Consider the following 21,052-nt stretch of genomic DNA (forward strand, 5'->3'; position numbering starts at 1 on the left):
GAATTAAACTTCGTAATGAATTACGTATGTTCACTCAGAGACTTGGTATTCATTTATTGTCCGAAGACATTAAGAATCCATGTCACTTTGAGTGCCCACACAGATTGTCTGATAAATTGTTAAAGAGCAGTGCAACGCGGCTTTCGCTCACCGTTGCGAGGTGGCGTATATTACGCTTTCCTCTTTCAGAGTCAACCCGTTATTTCAGGATTTTTTCTCTTCAACCGACCGGGTTGTTTGTGAAGTGATTCACATCCGCCGTGTCGATGGAGGCGCATTATAGGGAGTTCTCCGCAGGCCGCAACCGCTAAATGACAGAAAAATGACTGACTGCTGCATTCCACAGCAAAACCCCGCCTTATACCTTTTTACGCACAGACTTATCCACAATGATACGAAAAAGTAAAAATGTGCGAGCGTTGCGCAAACGTTTTCGTTAAAATGCTCGCGCTTAACAAGGATGCCTCGTCAGGTGTGTTAGATGAGTTTTTCACAGGAAAATTCATCTAACGCTCTCTGTAATCGTGAAATCCAGGGGATTTACCATGCAACAACGTCGTCCAGTCCGCCGCGCTCTGCTCAGTGTTTCTGATAAAGCCGGTATCGTCGAATTCGCTCAGGCACTTTCTACACGCGGTGTGGAGCTGCTTTCCACAGGTGGAACCGCTCGCCTGTTAGCAGATAAAGGTCTGCCGGTAACCGAAGTGTCCGATTACACCGGTTTCCCGGAAATGATGGATGGACGCGTCAAAACCCTGCATCCGAAAGTCCACGGCGGTATTCTTGGCCGTCGCGGCCAGGACGACGCCATTATGGAACAGCACGACATCGCGCCGATCGACATGGTTGTCGTTAACCTCTACCCGTTTGCCCAGACCGTTGCCCGCGAAGGCTGCTCTCTGGAAGATGCTGTAGAGAACATTGATATCGGCGGCCCGACCATGGTGCGCTCTGCAGCCAAGAACCATAAAGATGTCGCCATCGTGGTAAAGAGCAGTGATTACACCACCATTATTAATGAGATGGACGCTAACGAAGGGTCGCTGACCCTGGAAACGCGTTTCGACCTCGCCATCAAAGCCTTCGAACACACCGCGGCGTACGACAGCATGATCGCCAACTACTTCGGTAGCCTGGTACCGGCTTACCACGGTGAAAGCAAAGATCCTTCCGGCCGCTTCCCGCGCACCCTGAACCTGAACTTCATTAAGAAGCAGGATATGCGTTACGGTGAGAACAGCCACCAGCAGGCAGCCTTCTATATAGAAGAAGAGGTAAAAGAAGCCTCTGTTGCGACCGCTCAGCAGGTTCAGGGCAAAGCCCTCTCCTATAACAACATTGCCGACACCGACGCCGCGCTGGAATGCGTGAAAGAGTTCAGCGAGCCGGCCTGCGTTATCGTCAAGCACGCGAACCCATGCGGCGTTGCCGTGAGCACCTCTATTCTGGATGCCTACGATCGCGCCTACAAAACCGACCCAACCTCCGCGTTCGGCGGCATTATCGCCTTCAACCGCGAGCTGGATGCTGAAACGGCTCAGGCCATCATCTCCCGCCAGTTCGTTGAAGTGATCATCGCGCCATCCGCATCCGAAGAGGCGCTCAAAATTACCGCGGCAAAACAGAACGTACGCGTACTGGTTTGCGGCCAGTGGGCAGAACGCGTGCCGGGCCTGGACTTCAAGCGTGTCAACGGCGGCCTACTGGTTCAGGATCGCGATCTGGGTATGGTGACAGAAGCCGATCTGCGCGTGGTGACCAAACGTCAGCCGAGCGTACAGGAGCTGCGTGACGCGCTGTTCTGCTGGAAAGTGGCGAAGTTCGTCAAATCCAACGCCATTGTCTACGCGAAAGAGAATATGACCATCGGAATAGGTGCTGGCCAGATGAGCCGCGTCTACTCCGCGAAAATCGCGGGCATTAAAGCAGGCGATGAAGGTCTGGAAGTGAAAGGCTCCGCCATGGCTTCTGACGCGTTCTTCCCGTTCCGTGACGGTATCGATGCGGCAGCTGCTGTCGGCATCACCTGTGTGATCCAGCCTGGCGGCTCAATCCGCGACGACGAAGTGATTGCCGCCGCCGACGAACACGGCATTGCGATGATCTTCACCGACATGCGCCACTTCCGCCATTAATTCCCGGAGCTGAAAATGAAAGTATTAGTAATTGGTAACGGCGGACGCGAGCACGCGCTGGCGTGGAAAGCGGCGCAGTCTCCGCTGGTGAAAACGGTCTTCGTGGCACCGGGCAACGCCGGTACCGCACTGGAACCCGCGCTGCAGAACGTGGCTATCGGCGTGACTGACATTCCGGCGCTGCTGAGTTTTGCCCAGAGCGAGAAAATCGACCTGACCATTGTCGGCCCGGAAGCGCCGCTGGTGATTGGCGTCGTTGACGCGTTCCGCGCGGCGGGCCTGACAATCTTCGGGCCAACACAAGGGGCCGCGCAGCTGGAAGGCTCCAAAGCCTTCACCAAAGATTTCCTCGCGCGTCATAATATCCCGACGGCGGAATATCAGAATTTCACTGAAGTGGAGCCTGCTCTGGCCTACTTACGTGAGAAGGGCGCGCCGATTGTTATCAAGGCCGACGGTCTGGCCGCCGGTAAAGGCGTGATCGTCGCGATGACGCTCGAAGAAGCCGAAGCCGCGGTTCAGGACATGCTGGCAGGTAACGCTTTCGGCGATGCGGGCCACCGTATCGTGATTGAAGAGTTCCTCGACGGTGAAGAAGCCAGCTTTATCGTGATGGTCGACGGCGAGCACGTTCTGCCGATGGCCACCAGCCAGGACCACAAGCGTGTGGGTAATGGCGACACGGGTCCTAATACCGGCGGGATGGGCGCCTACTCCCCTGCTCCGGTCGTGACTGACGAAGTTCATCAACGCACCATGGATCGCGTCATCTGGCCAACCGTGAAAGGGATGGCGGCTGAAGGTAACACCTACACCGGTTTCCTCTACGCGGGCCTGATGATCGACAAGCAGGGTAACCCTAAGGTCATCGAATTCAACTGCCGCTTTGGCGATCCGGAAACGCAGCCCATCATGCTGCGCATGAAATCCGATCTGGTGGATCTGTGTCTGGCAGCCTGCGAAGGCAAGCTGGACGAGAAAACGTCAGAGTGGGACGAGCGTGCATCTCTGGGTGTGGTGATTGCTGCGGGTGGTTATCCGGGTAATTACAACACCGGGGATGAGATCCACGGTCTGCCGCTGGAAGAGATTGACGGTGCGAAGGTGTTCCATGCCGGTACGAAGCTGGCTGAAGACGATCGCGTTCTGACCAACGGCGGACGCGTGCTGTGTGCGACCGCGCTGGGTCATACCGTGGCAGAAGCGCAGAAGCGCGCCTATGCGCTGATGGCGGATATTCACTGGAACGGTAGCTTTAGCCGTCAGGATATCGGCTATCGCGCGATTGCGCGCGAGCAGGGGGAGTAATTCCTCCTCGCCCTCACCCTCTCCCTCAAGGGAGAGGGGATTTACCTCAAAAACTCTTCTCTGTCGGCTGCCAGGTACAGAAGTCTTCGTTCGCCACCAGCAGCAGCTGAGAGCCTTCCGGCGCTTCCAGCCACGCCACACTCACTTCCATTGAGGAATGACGCTGACGGCGTTGAATGTGTTCGGTCGCCCAGGATTCAAGCTCAGGCTTGACCGTTTGCCCTTCGCAGGTGGTTACCGTCCCGTCGTTATGCCAGCGCCCCTGGCGCAGCACAACGCGTCCCAGACGAAGCGCATCGCTGGTCTGGCGAATTTGTTCGGCACGATAACGGTAGAGGGCGATTTGATCGCTGGAAAGCTGCTGTTTTTGACCACTGACTTCGCGCTGCATAAAGCTCAGCTCGCCATGGTCGTCAAAACGCACTTTCACGTGTTCGGGGGTCTTGCTGTAGACGTTCAGTTCAATCAGCGACAGGTCATTTCCCTGCCAGCGATATTCCGCCGTCGACGTATTGCCGTTATGCCACGGGCTAAAGGCAGAAAGCAGATGCACTTCGCCGCCGGAATCTTTGCGCCAGATCCTGACTGCACCCTGGTTGTCCGCGTAGCCGCTGGCGGTAAACGGCGGCAGGGAGGTGTCGTGGCTGCAGGCGGACAGCAGCAGCATGCCTGCCAGCGCGAGCGTTCCGCGCCAGAAAGACAAAAGGGGCGTTGCCGCCCCTTCGCTAAAACTGTTCACTGCCACGCGTCTTACTTAACTGCGTCTTTCAGTGCTTTACCAGAAACAAATGCCGGCACGTTCGCTGCGGCGATTTTGATTTCTTTACCGGTCTGCGGGTTGCGGCCAGTACGCTCAGCGCGGTGGTTCACTTTGAAGGTACCGAAACCAACCAGTTGTACAGCATCGCCTTCTTTCAGAGACTCAGTAATAGCAGCCAGGGTAGATTCCAGAGCAGCTTTAGCCTGCACTTTAGACAGATCAGCCTTGTCCGCAATTACATCAATCAGTTGAGTCTTGTTCATAAGTTATCCTTTCAATGTGTTTATCGCTTGCTAAGCATCGAGTGCGACGAAAATGCCAAAAAAGCACTCTCCTGCATACACGCACCGATAGCCACTTTTTTTCGCCCCCCAAATGTAGACCAGACAAGGGGCGAAAGGGAAGAGTCGAGGAGCGACAAAACGGGCGTTATCTCAAGTTTTCTTATCTCATTGGTTAAAAATTATACCAATATTACTCTCACCGGCCTCACGTAAGTCCGCGCGCAGCCCTTTTATCAATTCAATATCGCGTTCTTCACACTCTGCCAGCAGGCGGAAAATTTCCCACTGAATGTCCCATTCTTGCTCAACGGCCGGGTTTGCACGCAGTTCTTCATCGGTCATTTCGCGACCTTCCTGGGTCATTTCCAGCATCGCCACGGTCGTAATAGATGCCTTACTGACTTCAATAGCGTGCTCCAGCGTTTCACCGCTCAGACGGGAGTGAAGCAGTTCGCTTAACGCCACACAGGCATCAATCGCCGGGTAGACACCGTACAGGTCAAAATCATCCGCCACCGGAATCGCCTCTTCGAGCTTTTCGAGCTGAGAGTCGAAATTCACTTTCGCGTCTTTCACCGTCAGCGTTTCCCAGATCAGATCCAGAATGCGGCGGTAGATATGGCCATCACCAAAGCCCGTCTGCTTACAGAACGCGGCATAGTTGGGATACATGCGCTCGCACAGGCAAGCCATAAAGGTGACGTGCTGCCAGCTTTCCAGCTTTTCAAGGCGCAGGTGAATCGGGTTTTGTAGCATGATGATCTCTCGAATCGAAAATTAGGCGCAGTTTACCTGAATCACCGCTGAATTTCCTGCCAACGAACAAAAGCCGGACGCGAAGAGGCCACCGCGTCAGCCCAGCGCGTCGGCTCCGGTAAGCGGTAGCCGTTCATGCAGCGCTGTACCCACGCCAGAGCGCTGTCCATGCTCACCCGATGGCCGGTGGCGATGAACAGCGGATTACAGCGAGCCTTGCTGCGCCAGACCCACGCCAGTTGCTCGCCTTTATGGATAAGCGGCGCAAGCGCGCCCGGCTCGGCGGAGAGTGGCTCAAACGCGCCGCACAGGCGTTTCTTGGCAACGCCAATGGTCGGCACATCCACCAGCAGCCCAAAGTGGCTGGCAACGCCTAAACGGCGCGGGTGTGAGATCCCATGCCCATCGACAAACAGCAGGTCAGGTTTTTGCGAGAGCTGCTCCCACGCTGCCAGCAGCGCGGGATATTCGCGGAAGGAGAGAAAGCCCGGGATATACGGCATGGTGGTCGCGATACGCGCGACCTTGTACTCCACCAGCTCAAGCGAAGGGTATTTCAGTACCACCATCGCCGCTCGCGTAACTTCCCCACCCTGCTCGAACCCGACGTCTGCTCCGCCAATGTACTGCGGAGGATCCTTATCCAGACGATCCTCGCGGATCACCGATGAGGCCAGTTCGATTTGTTGAGCGCGTAGCGACGCGAGATCCATAACGACTCCTTACTTGTGATACTGGGCAGAAAGCCGATGCACCGCCTCCACAAATACGCCTGCGTGCTCTGGCGGTACATCCTGATGAATACCGTGGCCGAGGTTAAAGACGTGGCCTTCCCCCTGGCCGAAACCAGACAGTATAGTCGACACTTCTTCTTCAATGCGGGCTGGCGGCGCATAGAGCATGGACGGGTCCATGTTGCCCTGCAGCGCCACTTTGTCACCCACGCGACGACGCGCATCGGCAATATCGGTGGTCCAGTCGAGGCCCAGCGCGTCGCAGCCGGTTGCCGCCATCGCTTCCAGCCACTGACCGCCACCTTTAGTGAACAGCGTCACCGGCACGCGGCGACCTTCGTTTTCACGCAGCAGGCCGTCTACGATTTTGTGCATGTAATACAGGGAGAACTGTTGATAATCGCGCCCGGTCAGCACACCGCCCCAGGTATCGAAAATCATCACCGACTGCGCACCCGCCTTAATCTGCGCGTTCAGATAGAGGGTGACGCTCTTCGCCAGCTTGTCGAGCAGCGCATGCAGGGCCAGCGGCTCGGCGTACATCATCTTTTTAATCAGGGTGAAGGCTTTGCTGCTGCCCCCTTCAACCATATAGGTCGCCAGCGTCCACGGGCTGCCGGAGAAGCCAATCAGCGGCACTTCGCCTTTCAGCTCGCGGCGAATGGTGCGTACGGCGTTCATCACGTAGCCCAGCTCGCCTTCCGGATCGGGGATCGGCAGCTTGTCCACGTCGGCTTTGCTTTTGATCGGAGAGGTGAAACGCGGGCCTTCACCGGTTTCGAAGTACAGGCCAAGGCCCATGGCATCCGGAATGGTCAGAATATCCGAGAAGAGGATCGCAGCATCCAGCGGGAAGCGGCGCAGCGGCTGGAGCGTCACTTCGCAGGCCAGCTCGGCGTTTTTGCACAGCGACATAAAATCGCCCGCCTGCGCGCGCGTGGCTTTGTACTCTGGCAGATAGCGTCCCGCCTGGCGCATCATCCACACCGGGGTGACATCAACGGGCTGGCGCAGCAGCGCACGCAGATAACGATCGTTCTTCAGTTCGGTCATTTTTGCAGTTCCTTAAGCGTCATGGCCTCAGTGTAACACTACTCATACTCGGCCCGACATATCGCCACGGTATCTTCTATCAGCCGACGCGCCACGGTGCCCGGCGGAGGTAACAGCGGTAAATCGTCGTAGCGATACCAGTTCGCATCCAGCAGCTCTTTCTGATCGATAACGATCTCGCCGCTGTCATATTCGGCCATAAAGGCCGTCATCAGCGACTGTGGGAACGGCCACGGCTGGGAAGTGACGTAGCGCAGGTTCTTCACTTTGATCCCGCTCTCCTCCATCACCTCGCGCGCCACCGCCTGCTCCAGCGTTTCGCCCACTTCGACGAAGCCGGCCAGCACGGTATGAACGCCGTTGCGATGACGGGTATGCTGCGCCAGCAGGATGGAATCCTCCCGGCGGATAGCGACGATGATGCACGGCGCAATCTGCGGATAGTAGCGTTCGCGGCAGTGGTTGCAGAGCATCGCCCACTCGGTTTTGCTCGGACGCATGGTATGGCCGCAATAGCCGCAGTATTTATGCGAGCGGTAAAACTCCGCCAGCTGCACGCCGCGCCCCGCCAGCTGGAACAGCCCGACATCCAGATCCAGCACCTGGCGCACAGATCCCATATCCTGGCGGCGGGGCTGTTGGATCAACCACACGGGCTCACCCTGCCACTCGCCGATCTGTAGCGCTGGCTGGCCAGCAAGATCAAACGTCTCAGCTGCGCCATAGGGGATTTCCCCGGCAGGGAGCCATAATTTTTGTTCGTGACTGACGATCCACCAACCAAGATCTGATTTTTCAATAATACGATCCATATCTATTGCACTACCTTCGCTTCACTGACATGTTGTTAGCATTGTGGTTACATTCTGGATAAGCAGATTCAATCCTACATTTTGCGGAGTCGACCATGTTAAACCAGCTGGAAAGCCTGACTGAGCGCGTTAGAGGAAGTAACAAACTGGTGGATCGCTGGCTACATGTGCGCAAGCATCTACTCGTGGCTTATTACAATCTGGTCGGCATTAAGCCTGGCAAAGAATCGTTTATGCGACTGAATGAAAAAGCGCTGGATGATTTTTGTCAGGGCCTGGTCGACTATCTGTCCGACGGCCATTTCAATATTTATGAACGCATTATCCGCGAAATGGAAGGGACAACACCGTATTTAGCAGCCAGCAAGCTCTATCCGCTGCTGGAAGCCAACACCCAGCAGATCATGGATTACTATGATTCCGCGCTCGAGAACGCCATCGATCACGATAACTATCTTGAGTTTCAGCGGGCGCTATCCGACCTCGGTGAAGCGCTGGAAGAGCGATTCACGCTGGAAGATAAGCTGATCGCCCTCGTGCTGGACAATGATTTGAACATCAGTAACGAAGAGAACGTCGCGCGCCCTGCTTGAGTTCTTCACCGTTAACGAGTAATTTACAACCATTCGCCCCTCTCACGAGGGGGATTTTTCTTGTCGGAGTGCCCAGCGCCTGAAAGCGCGGGCTGAGACCGTTAATTCGGGATCCGCGGAACCTGATCAGGCTAATACCTGCGAAGGGAACAAGAGTCACACTGCTGTTGTATCGCTCCCCGGGCGATCCTCTCTTGCTTCATCCGTCGTCTGACAAGCCATGTCCTTCACTTTTGGAATGAGCTATGTCTACTGCAAAACTGACCCGCCGCGAACAGCGCGCACAGGCCCAACACTTCATCGACACCCTGGAAGGCACCGCTTTCCCGAACTCGAAACGCATCTACATTTCCGGCTCGCAGGCCGATATCCGCGTCCCGATGCGCGAAATCCAGCTCAGCCCGACGCTTATCGGCGGCAGCAAAGAGAATCCGCAGTACGAAGACAACGAAGCCGTGCCGGTGTATGACACCTCCGGTCCGTACGGCGACCCTGATGTTGCCATCAACGTCCAGCAGGGTCTGGCTAAGCTGCGCCAGCCGTGGATTGATGCGCGCAACGACTGCGAGGAACTGAGCGTGCGCAGCTCTGCGTACACCAAAGAGCGCCTGGCCGACGACGGTCTGGACGAGCTGCGCTTTACCGGCCTGCTGACGCCAAAACGCGCTAAAGCGGGCAAATGCGTGACCCAGCTGCACTACGCCCGCCAGGGCATCGTCACGCCGGAAATGGAATTCATCGCCATCCGCGAAAACATGGGTCGCGAGCGCATCCGTAGCGAAGTGCTGCGCTATCAGCATCCGGGTGAAGGCTTTGGCGCTCGCCTGCCGGAGAACATCACGCCGGAGTTTGTGCGTGACGAAGTGGCCGCCGGGCGCGCGATTATCCCCGCCAACATTAACCACCCGGAATCCGAGCCGATGATTATCGGCCGCAACTTCCTGGTGAAGGTCAACGCGAACATCGGTAACTCGGCCGTGACCTCCTCCATCGAAGAAGAGGTGGAAAAGCTGGTCTGGTCCACGCGCTGGGGCGCGGACACGGTAATGGACCTCTCCACCGGCCGCTATATTCACGAAACCCGCGAATGGATCCTGCGTAACAGCCCGGTACCGATTGGCACCGTCCCGATTTATCAGGCGCTGGAGAAGGTCAACGGCATTGCCGAAGACCTGACCTGGGAAGCGTTCCGCGACACGCTGCTGGAGCAAGCCGAGCAGGGCGTGGACTACTTCACCATTCACGCGGGCGTGCTGCTGCGCTACGTGCCGATGACGGCGAAGCGTCTGACCGGTATCGTCTCGCGCGGCGGTTCCATCATGGCGAAGTGGTGCCTGTCCCATCACCAGGAAAACTTCCTCTATGAACACTTCCGCGAGATCTGCGAAATCTGCGCCGCCTATGACGTCTCCCTGTCGCTGGGCGACGGCCTGCGTCCGGGCTCCATCCGCGACGCCAACGACGAAGCGCAGTTTGCCGAGCTGCACACGCTGGGCGAGCTGACTAAAATCGCCTGGGAGTATGACGTGCAGGTGATGATTGAAGGCCCGGGACACGTGCCGATGCAGATGATCCGCCGCAACATGACCGAAGAGCTGGAGCACTGCCATGAGGCCCCGTTCTATACCCTGGGACCGTTGACCACCGATATTGCGCCGGGCTATGACCACTTCACCTCAGGCATTGGCGCGGCGATGATCGGCTGGTTCGGCTGCGCCATGCTCTGCTACGTGACGCCGAAAGAGCACCTCGGCCTGCCAAACAAAGAGGACGTGAAGCAGGGGCTGATTACCTACAAAATTGCCGCCCACGCGGCGGATCTGGCCAAAGGCCACCCGGGGGCGCAAATCCGCGATAACGCCATGTCGAAGGCGCGCTTTGAATTCCGCTGGGAAGACCAGTTCAACCTGGCGCTGGATCCGTTCACCGCCCGCGCCTATCACGATGAGACCCTGCCGCAGGAATCAGGCAAAGTCGCGCACTTCTGCTCTATGTGTGGGCCAAAATTCTGCTCGATGAAAATCAGCCAGGAAGTGCGTGACTACGCCGCTGCGCAAACCATTGAAGTGGGCATGGCGGACATGTCTGAAACCTTCCGCGCCAAAGGCGGCGAAATCTACCTCAAAAAAGAGGAGGCGTAATGTACCAGCCCGATTTCCCACCCGTCCCCTACCGTTTAGGGCTCTATCCGGTGGTGGACAGCGTGGCGTGGATAGAGCGACTGCTGGAGGCAGGCGTTCGCACCCTCCAGCTGCGCATCAAGGATAAGCGCGATGACGAGGTGGAAGCCGATGTGGTTGCCGCCATCGCGCTGGGGCGTCGGTATAACGCCCGCCTGTTTATCAACGACTACTGGCGGCTGGCCGTTAAGCATCAGGCTTACGGCGTGCATCTGGGTCAGGAAGACCTGGAAACAACGGATCTGAGCGCTATCCGTGAAGCCGGGCTGCGTCTTGGCGTGTCAACGCACGATGACATGGAGATCGACGTGGCCCTGGCGGCCCGTCCCTCTTACATCGCGCTGGGCCACGTCTTCCCGACGCAAACCAAGCAGATGCCCTCCGCACCGCAGGGTCTGACGCAGCTGGCGAGTCACGTTAAACGCCTTGCCGATTACCCCACCGTCGCCATCGGCGGAATCAGCCTTGAACGCGCCTCGGCGGTGCTGGAGACCGGCGTAGGCAGCATCGCCGTCGTCAGCGCCATCACCCAGGCTGCAGACTGGCAGTCCGCCACCGAACAGCTGTTACAGCTGGCAGGAGCTGGCGATGAACGATCGTGATTTTATGCGCTACAGCCGTCAGATCCTGCTGGAGGATATCGCCATCGATGGCCAGCAAAAACTGCTCGCCAGCCGGGTGCTGATTGTCGGTCTGGGCGGATTAGGCGCGCCCGCCGCGCTTTATCTGGCAGGTGCGGGCATCGGTACGCTGGTGCTGGCCGACGACGACGAGGTTCACCTCAGCAACCTGCAGCGACAAATCCTCTTTACCACCGAGGATATCAACCAGCCGAAAGCAAAAATCACCCGGCAGCGGCTGAACCAGCTAAACCCGGATATCGAGCTGATTGCCTTACAGGAGCGTCTTAGCGGTGAAAGCCTGCACCATGAAGTCGCCCTTGCCGACGTGGTGCTGGACTGTACCGACAACATGGCGACGCGCCAGGCGATCAACGCCGCGTGCGTGGCAAATCATACGCCGCTTATCACCGCCAGCGCGGTGGGGTTCGGCGGGCAGATGATGGTTCTGACGCCACCGTGGACGCAGGGCTGCTATCGCTGTCTGTGGCCGGATGATGCCGAGCCAGCGCGCAACTGCCGGACGGCGGGCATTCTGGGTCCGGTGGTCGGCGTAATGGGCACCATGCAGGCGCTGGAAGCCATCAAGCTGCTCAGCGGCATGGAGACGGAACGCAATACGCTGCGGCTGTTTGATGCCCGCTCAGCCGGCTGGCGCCAGCTGGCGTTACGCCGCGCCAGCCGCTGCCCGGTATGTGGAGGCCGCGATGCGCATTCTGTTTAACGATGAGCCGATGAGATGCGAAGACGGGCTCACCGTTGCGGTACTGCTCGACAAGCTGCGTCAGCTCAAGCCGGGAACGGCGCTGGCGCTCAATCAACAGATCCTGCCGCGCGAGCAGTGGGAACATCAGCAGGTCAATGACGGCGACCAGATCCTGCTGTTTCAGGTTATCGCAGGGGGCTGAGATGTTACGTATTGCCGATAAAGTCTTTGATTCACATCTGTTTACCGGAACCGGAAAATTCGCCTCGCCGCAGCTGATGGTGGATGCCATTCGCGAAAGCGGCAGCCAGCTGGTGACGCTGGCGCTCAAGCGCGTGGATCTGCGTCATCACAGCGATGCCATTCTGGCGCCTTTACTGGAGGCAGGCGTCACGCTGCTGCCCAACACCTCCGGTGCCAAAACGACCGAAGAGGCGATTTTCGCCGCGCAGCTGGCCCGCGAGGCGCTCGGCACCCGCTGGCTGAAGCTGGAAATTCATCCTGACGCCCGCTGGCTGCTGCCCGACCCGATTGAAACGCTGAAAGCGGCTGAAAAGCTGGTTCAGCAAGGATTTACCGTTCTGCCTTACTGCGGGGCCGACCCGGTGCTGTGCAAACGTCTCGAAGAGGTCGGCTGCGCCGCCGTCATGCCGCTGGGCGCCCCCATTGGCTCCAACCAGGGGCTGGAGACCCGTGCGATGCTGGAAATCATTATTGAGCAGGCTACCGTACCGGTGGTGGTTGATGCGGGCATTGGCGTGCCCAGCCATGCCGCACAGGCGCTGGAGATGGGCGCCGACGCGGTGCTGGTGAATACGGCCATCGCGGTTGCCGACGATCCGGTCATGATGGCGCGTGCGTTCCGCATGGCCGTAGAGGCTGGGTTGCTGGCAAGGGAGTCCGGCCCCGGCTCGCGCAGTTTCCAGGCGCAGGCCACCAGCCCGCTGACCGGTTTTCTGGAGGCGATCTCATGAGCACGTTTACCGAGCGCTGGCGGCAGCTTAACTGGGACGACATTGCCCTGCGCATCAACAGCAAAACGGCGGCTGACGTGGAGCGTGCGCTGAATGCCCGCCATCTGACCCGCGAGGATCTGATGGCCCTGCTCTCCCCGGCGGCCAGTGCGTACCTCGAACCGATGGCCCAGCGAGCACAGCGGCTCACCCGCCAGCGTTTTGGCAACACGGTGAGTTTCTACGTGCCGCTCTATCTCTCAAACCTGTGCGCCAATGACTGCACCTATTGCGGTTTCTCCATGAGCAACCGCATCAAACGTAAAACGCTCGATGAAGGTGAGATTGCCCGTGAGTGTGCGGCTATTCGTGAAATGGGCTTTGAACATCTTCTGCTGGTCACGGGCGAGCATCAGGGGAAAGTGGGAATGGACTATTTCCGTCAGCACCTTCCCGCCATTCGTCGTCAGTTTGCGTCGTTGCAGATGGAAGTTCAGCCCCTGGCGCAGGAGGAGTACGCGGAGCTCAAAACCCTCGGGCTGGACGGGGTCATGGTCTACCAGGAAACCTACCACGAGGCGACGTACGCCCGGCACCACCTGAAGGGTAAGAAACAGGATTTCTTTTTCCGGCTGGAAACGCCGGACAGGCTGGGTCGCGCCGGCATCGACAAAATCGGTCTGGGTGCGCTGATCGGGCTCTCCGACAGCTGGCGGGTGGATTGTTACATGGTGGCGGAACATTTGCTGTGGCTTCAGCAGCGCTACTGGCAGAGCCGTTATTCCATCTCCTTCCCGCGTCTGAGGCCCTGCGCGGGCGGGATTGAACCGGCTTCGCTGATGGATGAACGCCAGCTGGTGCAAACCATCTGCGCGTTTCGCCTGCTCGCTCCGGAAGTGGAATTATCGCTCTCAACGCGTGAGTCCCCGGCGTTTCGCGATCGCGTTATCCCGCTTGCGATTAACAACGTCAGCGCGTTTTCCAAAACACAGCCTGGCGGCTACGCCGACGATCATCCGGAGCTCGAGCAGTTTGCGCCGCATGATGGACGACGTCCGGAAGCGGTCGCCGCCGCTCTGACGGCGCAGGGTCTTCAGCCTGTCTGGAAAGACTGGGACAGCTGGCTGGGAAGAGCCTCGCAGTGACGTTGAAACGCTCTGCAACATCATAAAAAATTGTCGAGGCGCGACGAAAAGGCAAAACCGGAGGATTGTCAGCGATCGTCCGGTTTTTTATTGTCACACGGTCAGCAACGGATGCTGACCAGGGCGAAAAGCTTCTTCCTCGTTTCGCCCTGCCTCTGGTTCATTGCACAAACGGCCCCAGCCAGGTGAATAAGTATTTTCTTAATGGTTCTTAAGATAAATCATCCCGTCAGAAATCGTGTGCCGTATAATTCACCGCTAACCGCAGGACAGCGACTATGCTGAGAGGATATCGGCAGACGAACAGTATTCACCATCAGGAACGATGTACAGCTCATGGCACTTCACAGCAAAAAGCTCTCTTTTACCCGGCCAATCATGCTCAGCTTCGCGGGGATCCTCTGCAGTTTTGCGGTGATCGCGATCGCGGTGACGCTATCGCAACGAAAGGATTTTCTTGAGGATTATCATAAGATCAATAGCAATTTCACGCACAACCTGGCGGTGAACTACACCGAATCTATCCTGCGTGAAAACGACTATATCCTGGGCCGTTCCGCGATGTACTTTGCACGTGACGACAGGCTAAACGAGACGCTGAACGTCAATCCGACGCAAGGGCTGCAGATGATGATGCATTTGCAGAACCTGATGCCGACCGTCTCCTCCATCTCGCTGGCGGACACGCAGGGGCATTACCTCCGCGCACCGGAAGTGCTCCCCACGGAGAAGAGTAAAACCTTCGATCCCAGGACGAGGCCGTGGTTTGTCGCTCAGGCGGAAGCCAGCATCTTCAGCCACTATACCCGTCCTTATATGGATTACTTTACGGGGCATCCCACGGTCACTCTTTATAAGCCAGTGATTTCACCAGAAGGCAGACTGAAGGGAACGCTCGCGTTTCATCTCGATTTGACATCAATGGGCTACACCCTGCGTCAGATGGTGGCGCCCGTTCAGGGGGAATTTTTCGTCGTCGAGCGTGACGGTGCTGTGGTGCTGCATCCGGATACCGGCGCGCTCTTCAAGCAGTACGTGAGCGAAGCGCTGATGGACAAAATGACCAGCGGTGAAGGCCACCTTTACGACAAGAAAAGCAACGCCTGGTATTACTACTACTCGTTTACCAACCCGGACTGGTTTGTCATTTACCGGGTATCGGATGCAACGCTCACCGATATTACCCGCCACGAAACGACGATTGTTGGCTGGGGGTTTGCGCTGGCGGCCATCATCATCATCCTCTTCGGCTTATACCTCCGCCACGCCTCGCGTAGCGTGCTGATGCATATTATCAATGCCATCAAAACCGGCGACGTCAGCGAGGCGCCGCGCCTGGAAGCGATGCTGAGCCACACGATTCAGTCCAATAAAGAGCGCGAAATGGCGTATGTGCGCCAGGCCACCCACGATGCGCTGACGGGCTGTAAAAACCGCCGCGCGTTCGATAGCGATATCGCGGAGCTGCTGAATACCCAGCAGCCTTTCGCGATGGCGCTGGTGGATATCGATAACTTCAAGTCAATTAACGACACGCTGGGCCACCTGACCGGTGATATCGTTCTGCGTAACGTGGCCCGCGAAGGGCTCCAGATCATGCAGCCACATCACGTCTCGCTTTACCGTTATGGTGGAGAAGAGTTTGCGGTCATCTTCCAGGCTGAGCAGATGACTTCTGCGCTCTCATTACTGGAAGCATGGCGTACCGCTGTTGAAAAACGTGTCTGGCGGGAAGAAAACCTGCGGGTTACGTTCAGCGGCGGTCTTGGGGAGTGGCATTTTGAACCGCTGGAGCACTTTATCGGAAGCGTTGATAACGCCCTTTACAGCGCCAAACAGCAGGGCAAAAACCGCATCAACCGAACGTCCATCAGCTAATCCCCCCTCTTTCACCCTGCCCGTTTCCACGGGCCGGGTACCCGACAATGCAAAATTGTAACCGGTTTCAGAAAATCGCCGGTTTCTTTGTGATGCCTGACACACAATCGCGGTAAACCGGTTGTTGAAGCGGTCTGCACGGGATAATTATCAATAAACACATGTAGATCGAGGCTGATTATGAAGAACATCGTTTTATGCTGTGCAGCGGGAATGTCAACCAGCATGCTGGTTCAACGTATGAAAGACGCCGCGCAGAAAAAAGGGGTTGAAGTCACGATTAAAGCCGTTCCGGTTGCGGAGTTTAAAGACAACATCGCGACGGCCGACATCGTATTGCTGGGGCCACAGGTTAAATACGAGCAGGCCAAACTCCAGGCACAGGCCGAGCCGCTAGGTAAAAAGGTCGCGGTGATCGACATGATGGATTACGGCATGATGAAAGGTGATGCCGTACTGGAAAAAGCGCTCAAACTTCTGGAGTCATAATGGAAGACTTAGAAACCACGATTATGGAACTGCTGGTCAACGCAGGCGCGGCGCGCAGTGCGGCCCTGACGGCGTTACAGATGGCGCGTAAAGGTGAGTTTGACGAAGCTGAAAAAGCGATGGAAGAGTCGCGTGAATATGTGAAGCATGCGCATACCATACAGACGCAGCTTATCGGTCTTGATGAGGGAACCGGGAAGCTTCCGGTTAACCTGATCACCGTTCACTCTCAGGATCACCTGATGAACGCGATGGTCATTCAGGATCTGGCGGGCGATATGATTGAGCTTTATCGCCGGATCCCGCTAGTGAATTGAAAACATGCAGATGTAAAAAAACCCGCCGAGGCGGGTTTTTTATTAGTGACTCAACGATTACTCGTTGTCGGAACCGCCCAGACCTGCGTTCAGCAGTTCTGCCAGGCTCGCGGATGCATCTTCAGCAGTTACCTGCGGTGCAGCTGGCAGTTCGCCCGCAGCACGACGACGCATACGATCCTGGTGGTACGCATAACCGGTACCGGCCGGGATCAGACGACCCACGATGACGTTCTCTTTCAGACCGCGCAGTTCATCACGTTTACCTGCAACAGCGGCTTCGGTCAGGACACGAGTCGTTTCCTGGAACGATGCTGCAGAGATGAAGGACTCGGTTGCCAGAGACGCTTTGGTGATACCCAGCAGATCGCGCGAGAAGGTCGCACCGATTTTGCCGTTCGCTTCAAGTTCGCGGTTAGCGATCTTGACGCGTGAGTATTCAACCTGCTCGCCTTCCAGGAACTCAGAGCTGCCTGCGTTTTCGATGGTTGCTTTACGCAGCATCTGACGAACGATAACTTCGATGTGCTTATCGTTAATCTTAACGCCCTGCAGACGGTAAACGTCCTGCACTTCGTTGGTGATGTAACGCGTTACCGCGTGTACGCCACGAAGACGCAGAATGTCGTGCGGCGCTTCTGGACCATCGGAAACCACGTCACCACGTTCTACACGTTCACCTTCGAACACGTTGAGCTGACGCCACTTAGGAATCATCTCTTCGTACGGTTCGCTACCATCTACTGGAGTGATAACCAGACGGCGTTTCCCTTTGGTCTCTTTACCGAAGGAGATGATACCGCTGATTTCAGCCAGGATTGCAGGCTCTTTCGGACGACGCGCTTCGAACAGGTCCGCAACGCGTGGCAGACCACCGGTGATGTCCTTGGTACCGCTGGATTCCTGTGGAATACGCGCCAGAGCATCACCCGCACCGATCTGAATGCCATCTTCCAGCTGAACGATCGCTTTACCCGGCAGGAAGTACTGCGCAGGCATGTCGGTACCAGGGATCAGAACGTCGTTACCCTGAGCATCAACGATTTTCAGCGCAGGACGCAGATCTTTACCACCGGTAGTACGTTCAGCAGAATCCAGAACCACCAGAGAAGACAGACCGGTCAGCTCGTCGGTCTGACGAGTAATGGTCTGGCCGTCGATCATGTCAGTAAAGCGGATGAAACCACTTACTTCGGTGATAACCGGCATGGTGTGTGGATCCCAGTTTGCAACGGTTTCACCGCCAGCAACCTGCTCGCCATCACCTTTCGCCATAACCGCACCGTAAGGCACTTTATAGCTCTCTTTGGTACGACCGAATTCGTCGATCAGTTTCAGCTCGGTGTTACGAGAGGTCACAACCAGCTTGCCTGCGGAGTTAACAACAGACTTCGCGTTGCTGAGCTTGATGCTACCTTTGTTTTTCACCTGGATGCTGGATTCAGCAGCCGCACGAGATGCCGCACCACCGATGTGGAACGTACGCATCGTCAGCTGTGTACCCGGCTCACCGATGGACTGTGCCGCGATAACGCCGATTGCTTCACCTTTGTTGATGATGTGGCCACGCGCCAGGTCACGACCGTAGCAGTGCGCACATACACCAAAGTCGGTGTCACAGGATACAACGGAACGCACTTTCACTGAGTCAACAGAGTTCGCTTCCAGCAGGTCACACCAGTGCTCGTGCAGCAGCGTGTTGCGTGGAACCAGAATGTCTGCAGTACCCGGCTTCAGAATGTCTTCCGCGGTCACACGACCCAGAACGCGATCGCGCAGTGGCTCTTTAACATCACCACCCTCGATAACCGGGGTCATGGTGATACCTTCGAGGGTGCCACAATCGTCTTCGGTCACAACCAGATCCTGCGCAACGTCAACCAGACGACGCGTCAGATAACCGGAGTTCGCTGTTTTCAGTGCGGTATCCGCCAGACCTTTACGAGCACCGTGCGTGGAGATGAAGTACTGGAGTACGTTCAGACCTTCACGGAAGTTCGCGGTGATTGGCGTTTCGATGATGGAGCCATCTGGCTTCGCCATCAGACCACGCATACCTGCCAGCTGACGAATCTGTGCTGCGGAACCACGCGCACCGGAGTCGGCCATCATGTAGATGCTGTTGAAGGAAACCTGCTGCTCTTCTACGCCGTCACGGTTAATCACGGTTTCGGTCTGCAGGTTATCCATCATCGCTTTGGATACACGATCGTTCGCCGCTGCCCAGATATCGATAACTTTGTTATAGCGTTCGCCCGCAGTAACCAGACCAGACTGGAACTGCTCCTGGATCTCAGCAACTTCGGCTTCCGCTTCAGAGATGATCTCGTGTTTCTTCTCTGGGATGACCATGTCATCGATACCAACAGATGCACCTGAACGCGCTGCATAAGCAAAGCCGGTATACATTGTCTGGTCAGCGAAGATAACGGTCGGCTTCAGACCCAGAATGCGGTAACAGGTGTTCAGCATTTTGGAGATCGCTTTCTTGCCCAGCGCCTGGTTGACGATGGAGAAAGGCAGACCTTTCGGTACGATCATCCACAGAATCGCACGGCCAACGGTCGTGTCTTTCAGGCTGGTTTTCGCAACGAATTCGCCGTTTTCATCTTTTTCGTATTCGGTGATACGCACTTTAACGCGCGCATGCAGAGAGGCCAGGCCAGCGCGGTAAATACGCTCAGCTTCTTTCGGGCCAGTCAGCACCATGCCTTCGCCTTTGGCGTTAACACAGTCACGGGTCATGTAGTACAGACCCAATACAACGTCCTGAGAAGGAACGATGATTGGCTCACCGTTCGCTGGAGACAGGATGTTGTTGGTAGACATCATCAGCGCACGCGCTTCGAGCTGGGCTTCCAGCGTCAGCGGTACGTGAACAGCCATCTGGTCACCATCGAAGTCGGCGTTATATGCCGCACAAACCAGCGGGTGTAGCTGGATAGCTTTACCTTCGATCAGGACTGGCTCAAATGCCTGGATACCCAAACGGTGCAGGGTTGGTGCACGGTTCAGCAGTACCGGGTGTTCGCGGATCACTTCGTCCAGGATATCCCAAACGACAGCTTCTTCACGCTCAACCATTTTCTTCGCGGCTTTGATGGTGGTGGCCAGGCCACGCAGTTCCAGCTTGCCGTAGATGAATGGTTTGAACAGCTCCAGTGCCATTTTCTTCGGCAGACCGCACTGATGCAGACGCAGGTATGGACCTACGGTGATTACAGAACGACCGGAGTAGTCAACACGCTTACCGAGCAGGTTCTGACGGAAACGACCCTGTTTACCTTTGATCATGTCGGCCAAAGATTTCAGAGGACGTTTGTTAGAACCGGTGATCGCACGACCGCGACGACCGTTATCCAGCAGGGCATCTACCGCTTCCTGCAGCATACGTTTTTCGTTGCGTACGATGATGTCCGGCGCAGCCAGATCCAGCAGACGTTTCAGACGGTTGTTACGGTTGATAACGCGACGATACAGATCGTTCAGATCGGACGTTGCGAAACGACCACCATCCAGCGGAACCAGTGGACGCAGATCTGGCGGCAGAACCGGCAGAACGGTCAGGATCATCCACTCTGGTTTGTTACCAGACTGAACGAACGCTTCCAGCAGTTTGATACGCTTGGTCAGCTTTTTACGTTTGGTTTCGGAGTTGGTTTCGTTCAGCTCTTCACGCAGCTGCTCGCACTCTTGCTCCAGATCCATGCTCTTCAGCAGGGCCTGAATAGCTTCCGCACCCATCTTCGCGTCGAATTCGTCACCGAACTCTTCCAGCGCGTCCAGATACTGCTCTTCAGTCAGGATCTGATGACGTTCCAGGTTCGTCATCCCGCCTTCGATAACCACATAAGATTCGAAGTACAGAACGCGTTCGATATCGCGCAGCGGCATATCCAGCAGCAGACCGATACGGGACGGCAGAGATTTCAGGAACCAGATGTGAGCGGTCGGAGACGCCAGCTCGATGTGGCCCATGCGCTCACGACGCACTTTAGTCTGGGTCACTTCAACGCCGCACTTCTCACAGATCACACCACGGTGTTTCAGGCGCTTGTACTTACCGCACAGGCACTCGTAATCTTTTACTGGCCCGAAAATACGCGCACAGAAAAGGCCGTCACGCTCAGGTTTGAACGTACGGTAGTTGATGGTTTCCGGCTTTTTAACTTCACCGAAAGACCATGAACGGATCATGTCTGGCGAAGCCAGAGCAATTTTGATCGCATCAAACTCTTCGGTTTTAGTCTGCGCTTTCAGAAACTTTAATAAATCTTTCACGGATTTGCTCCCGTCGGAGTTAGCACAATCCGGTGCCGGGGGTTAACC

The 21,052-nt window shown here is 56.6% G+C and carries 19 protein-coding genes and 1 riboswitch; of the genes, 12 read left to right on the forward strand and 7 right to left on the reverse strand.

Annotated elements, in window-relative coordinates; genetic code table 11:
* Nucleotides 1-545: 545 nt before the first annotated feature.
* Entirely contained in the window at nucleotides 546-2,135 is a 1,590-nt protein-coding gene (purH, locus tag AC0TN7_RS00230) for a bifunctional phosphoribosylaminoimidazolecarboxamide formyltransferase/IMP cyclohydrolase (protein WP_024908248.1), read from the forward strand.
* A gap of 15 nt (nucleotides 2,136-2,150) precedes the next feature.
* Nucleotides 2,151-3,443: a phosphoribosylamine--glycine ligase gene (purD, locus tag AC0TN7_RS00235; protein ID WP_024908249.1), complete on the forward strand. Its 1,293-nt coding sequence runs from the start codon at nucleotides 2,151-2,153 to the stop codon at nucleotides 3,441-3,443.
* 46 nt (nucleotides 3,444-3,489) lie between these two features.
* Here purD and AC0TN7_RS00240 read toward each other — a convergent pair whose 3' ends face one another.
* The 6 genes from AC0TN7_RS00240 to nudC all read right to left on the reverse strand — a co-directional run bounded on the left by AC0TN7_RS00240 (nucleotide 3,490) and on the right by nudC (nucleotide 7,842).
* The gene (locus AC0TN7_RS00240) at nucleotides 3,490-4,182 is read right to left on the reverse strand and encodes a DUF1481 domain-containing protein (RefSeq protein ID WP_473701750.1); all 693 of its coding nucleotides are present in this window, start codon (nucleotides 4,180-4,182) and stop codon (nucleotides 3,490-3,492) included.
* A gap of 11 nt (nucleotides 4,183-4,193) precedes the next feature.
* Nucleotides 4,194-4,466 carry a nucleoid-associated protein HU-alpha gene (gene hupA / locus AC0TN7_RS00245; RefSeq protein ID WP_002445246.1) on the reverse strand — a complete coding sequence of 91 codons (273 nt, stop codon included), beginning with the start codon at nucleotides 4,464-4,466 and terminating at the stop codon, nucleotides 4,194-4,196.
* A gap of 186 nt (nucleotides 4,467-4,652) precedes the next feature.
* Nucleotides 4,653-5,243, reverse strand: a complete 591-nt coding sequence (locus tag AC0TN7_RS00250) for a YjaG family protein (protein WP_008503468.1) — start codon at nucleotides 5,241-5,243, stop codon at nucleotides 4,653-4,655.
* 41 nt (nucleotides 5,244-5,284) lie between these two features.
* On the reverse strand, nucleotides 5,285-5,956 hold the full coding sequence (gene nfi, locus AC0TN7_RS00255) for a deoxyribonuclease V (RefSeq protein ID WP_032648402.1): 672 nt from the start codon (nucleotides 5,954-5,956) through the stop codon (nucleotides 5,285-5,287).
* A 9-nt stretch (nucleotides 5,957-5,965) separates the two neighbouring features.
* The gene (gene hemE, locus AC0TN7_RS00260) at nucleotides 5,966-7,030 is read right to left on the reverse strand and encodes a uroporphyrinogen decarboxylase (protein WP_024908252.1); all 1,065 of its coding nucleotides are present in this window, start codon (nucleotides 7,028-7,030) and stop codon (nucleotides 5,966-5,968) included.
* A gap of 38 nt (nucleotides 7,031-7,068) precedes the next feature.
* Nucleotides 7,069-7,842, reverse strand: a complete 774-nt coding sequence (gene nudC / locus AC0TN7_RS00265) for an NAD(+) diphosphatase (protein WP_463727381.1) — start codon at nucleotides 7,840-7,842, stop codon at nucleotides 7,069-7,071.
* A gap of 95 nt (nucleotides 7,843-7,937) precedes the next feature.
* Between nudC and AC0TN7_RS00270 the strand changes: the two genes are divergently transcribed.
* The 10 genes from AC0TN7_RS00270 to AC0TN7_RS00315 all read left to right on the forward strand — a co-directional run bounded on the left by AC0TN7_RS00270 (nucleotide 7,938) and on the right by AC0TN7_RS00315 (nucleotide 16,723).
* Nucleotides 7,938-8,435 carry an Rsd/AlgQ family anti-sigma factor gene (locus tag AC0TN7_RS00270; protein ID WP_023334107.1) on the forward strand — a complete coding sequence of 166 codons (498 nt, stop codon included), beginning with the start codon at nucleotides 7,938-7,940 and terminating at the stop codon, nucleotides 8,433-8,435.
* Nucleotides 8,436-8,489: 54 nt separating this feature from the next.
* A riboswitch (TPP riboswitch) is annotated at nucleotides 8,490-8,601 on the forward strand.
* Between the two features lie 79 nt (nucleotides 8,602-8,680).
* Nucleotides 8,681-10,576, forward strand: a complete 1,896-nt coding sequence (gene thiC / locus AC0TN7_RS00275; protein WP_148769241.1) for a phosphomethylpyrimidine synthase ThiC — start codon at nucleotides 8,681-8,683, stop codon at nucleotides 10,574-10,576.
* A complete protein-coding gene (gene thiE, locus AC0TN7_RS00280) occupies nucleotides 10,576-11,217 on the forward strand; it encodes a thiamine phosphate synthase (protein WP_463727382.1) in 642 nt (213 codons plus the stop codon). The genes thiC and thiE overlap by 1 nt, the downstream gene beginning before the upstream one ends.
* The gene (locus tag AC0TN7_RS00285) at nucleotides 11,204-11,959 is read left to right on the forward strand and encodes a HesA/MoeB/ThiF family protein (RefSeq protein ID WP_463727383.1); all 756 of its coding nucleotides are present in this window, start codon (nucleotides 11,204-11,206) and stop codon (nucleotides 11,957-11,959) included. Before thiE ends, AC0TN7_RS00285 begins: the two co-directional genes overlap by 14 nt.
* Entirely contained in the window at nucleotides 11,943-12,143 is a 201-nt protein-coding gene (gene thiS, locus AC0TN7_RS00290) for a sulfur carrier protein ThiS (protein ID WP_024908257.1), read from the forward strand. The genes AC0TN7_RS00285 and thiS overlap by 17 nt, the downstream gene beginning before the upstream one ends.
* 1 nt (nucleotide 12,144) lies before the next feature.
* The gene (gene thiG, locus AC0TN7_RS00295; RefSeq protein ID WP_463727384.1) at nucleotides 12,145-12,915 is read left to right on the forward strand and encodes a thiazole synthase; all 771 of its coding nucleotides are present in this window, start codon (nucleotides 12,145-12,147) and stop codon (nucleotides 12,913-12,915) included.
* Nucleotides 12,912-14,039 (forward strand): 2-iminoacetate synthase ThiH, encoded by a 1,128-nt coding sequence (gene thiH / locus AC0TN7_RS00300; RefSeq protein WP_248166160.1) that lies wholly within the window; start codon nucleotides 12,912-12,914, stop codon nucleotides 14,037-14,039. Before thiG ends, thiH begins: the two co-directional genes overlap by 4 nt.
* Before the next feature lie 336 nt (nucleotides 14,040-14,375).
* Nucleotides 14,376-15,917: a sensor domain-containing diguanylate cyclase gene (locus AC0TN7_RS00305; protein WP_463727385.1), complete on the forward strand. Its 1,542-nt coding sequence runs from the start codon at nucleotides 14,376-14,378 to the stop codon at nucleotides 15,915-15,917.
* 180 nt (nucleotides 15,918-16,097) lie between these two features.
* Complete coding sequence (locus AC0TN7_RS00310) at nucleotides 16,098-16,406, forward strand: PTS sugar transporter subunit IIB (protein WP_023334100.1); 309 nt, start codon at nucleotides 16,098-16,100, stop codon at nucleotides 16,404-16,406.
* Nucleotides 16,406-16,723: a PTS lactose/cellobiose transporter subunit IIA gene (locus tag AC0TN7_RS00315; protein WP_008503455.1), complete on the forward strand. Its 318-nt coding sequence runs from the start codon at nucleotides 16,406-16,408 to the stop codon at nucleotides 16,721-16,723. Before AC0TN7_RS00310 ends, AC0TN7_RS00315 begins: the two co-directional genes overlap by 1 nt.
* A gap of 57 nt (nucleotides 16,724-16,780) precedes the next feature.
* Here AC0TN7_RS00315 and rpoC read toward each other — a convergent pair whose 3' ends face one another.
* Nucleotides 16,781-21,004 carry a DNA-directed RNA polymerase subunit beta' gene (gene rpoC / locus AC0TN7_RS00320; protein WP_023309968.1) on the reverse strand — a complete coding sequence of 1,408 codons (4,224 nt, stop codon included), beginning with the start codon at nucleotides 21,002-21,004 and terminating at the stop codon, nucleotides 16,781-16,783.
* Nucleotides 21,005-21,052: the final 48 nt, after the last annotated feature.

The organism is Enterobacter sp. PL_is511, assembly GCF_055816065.1.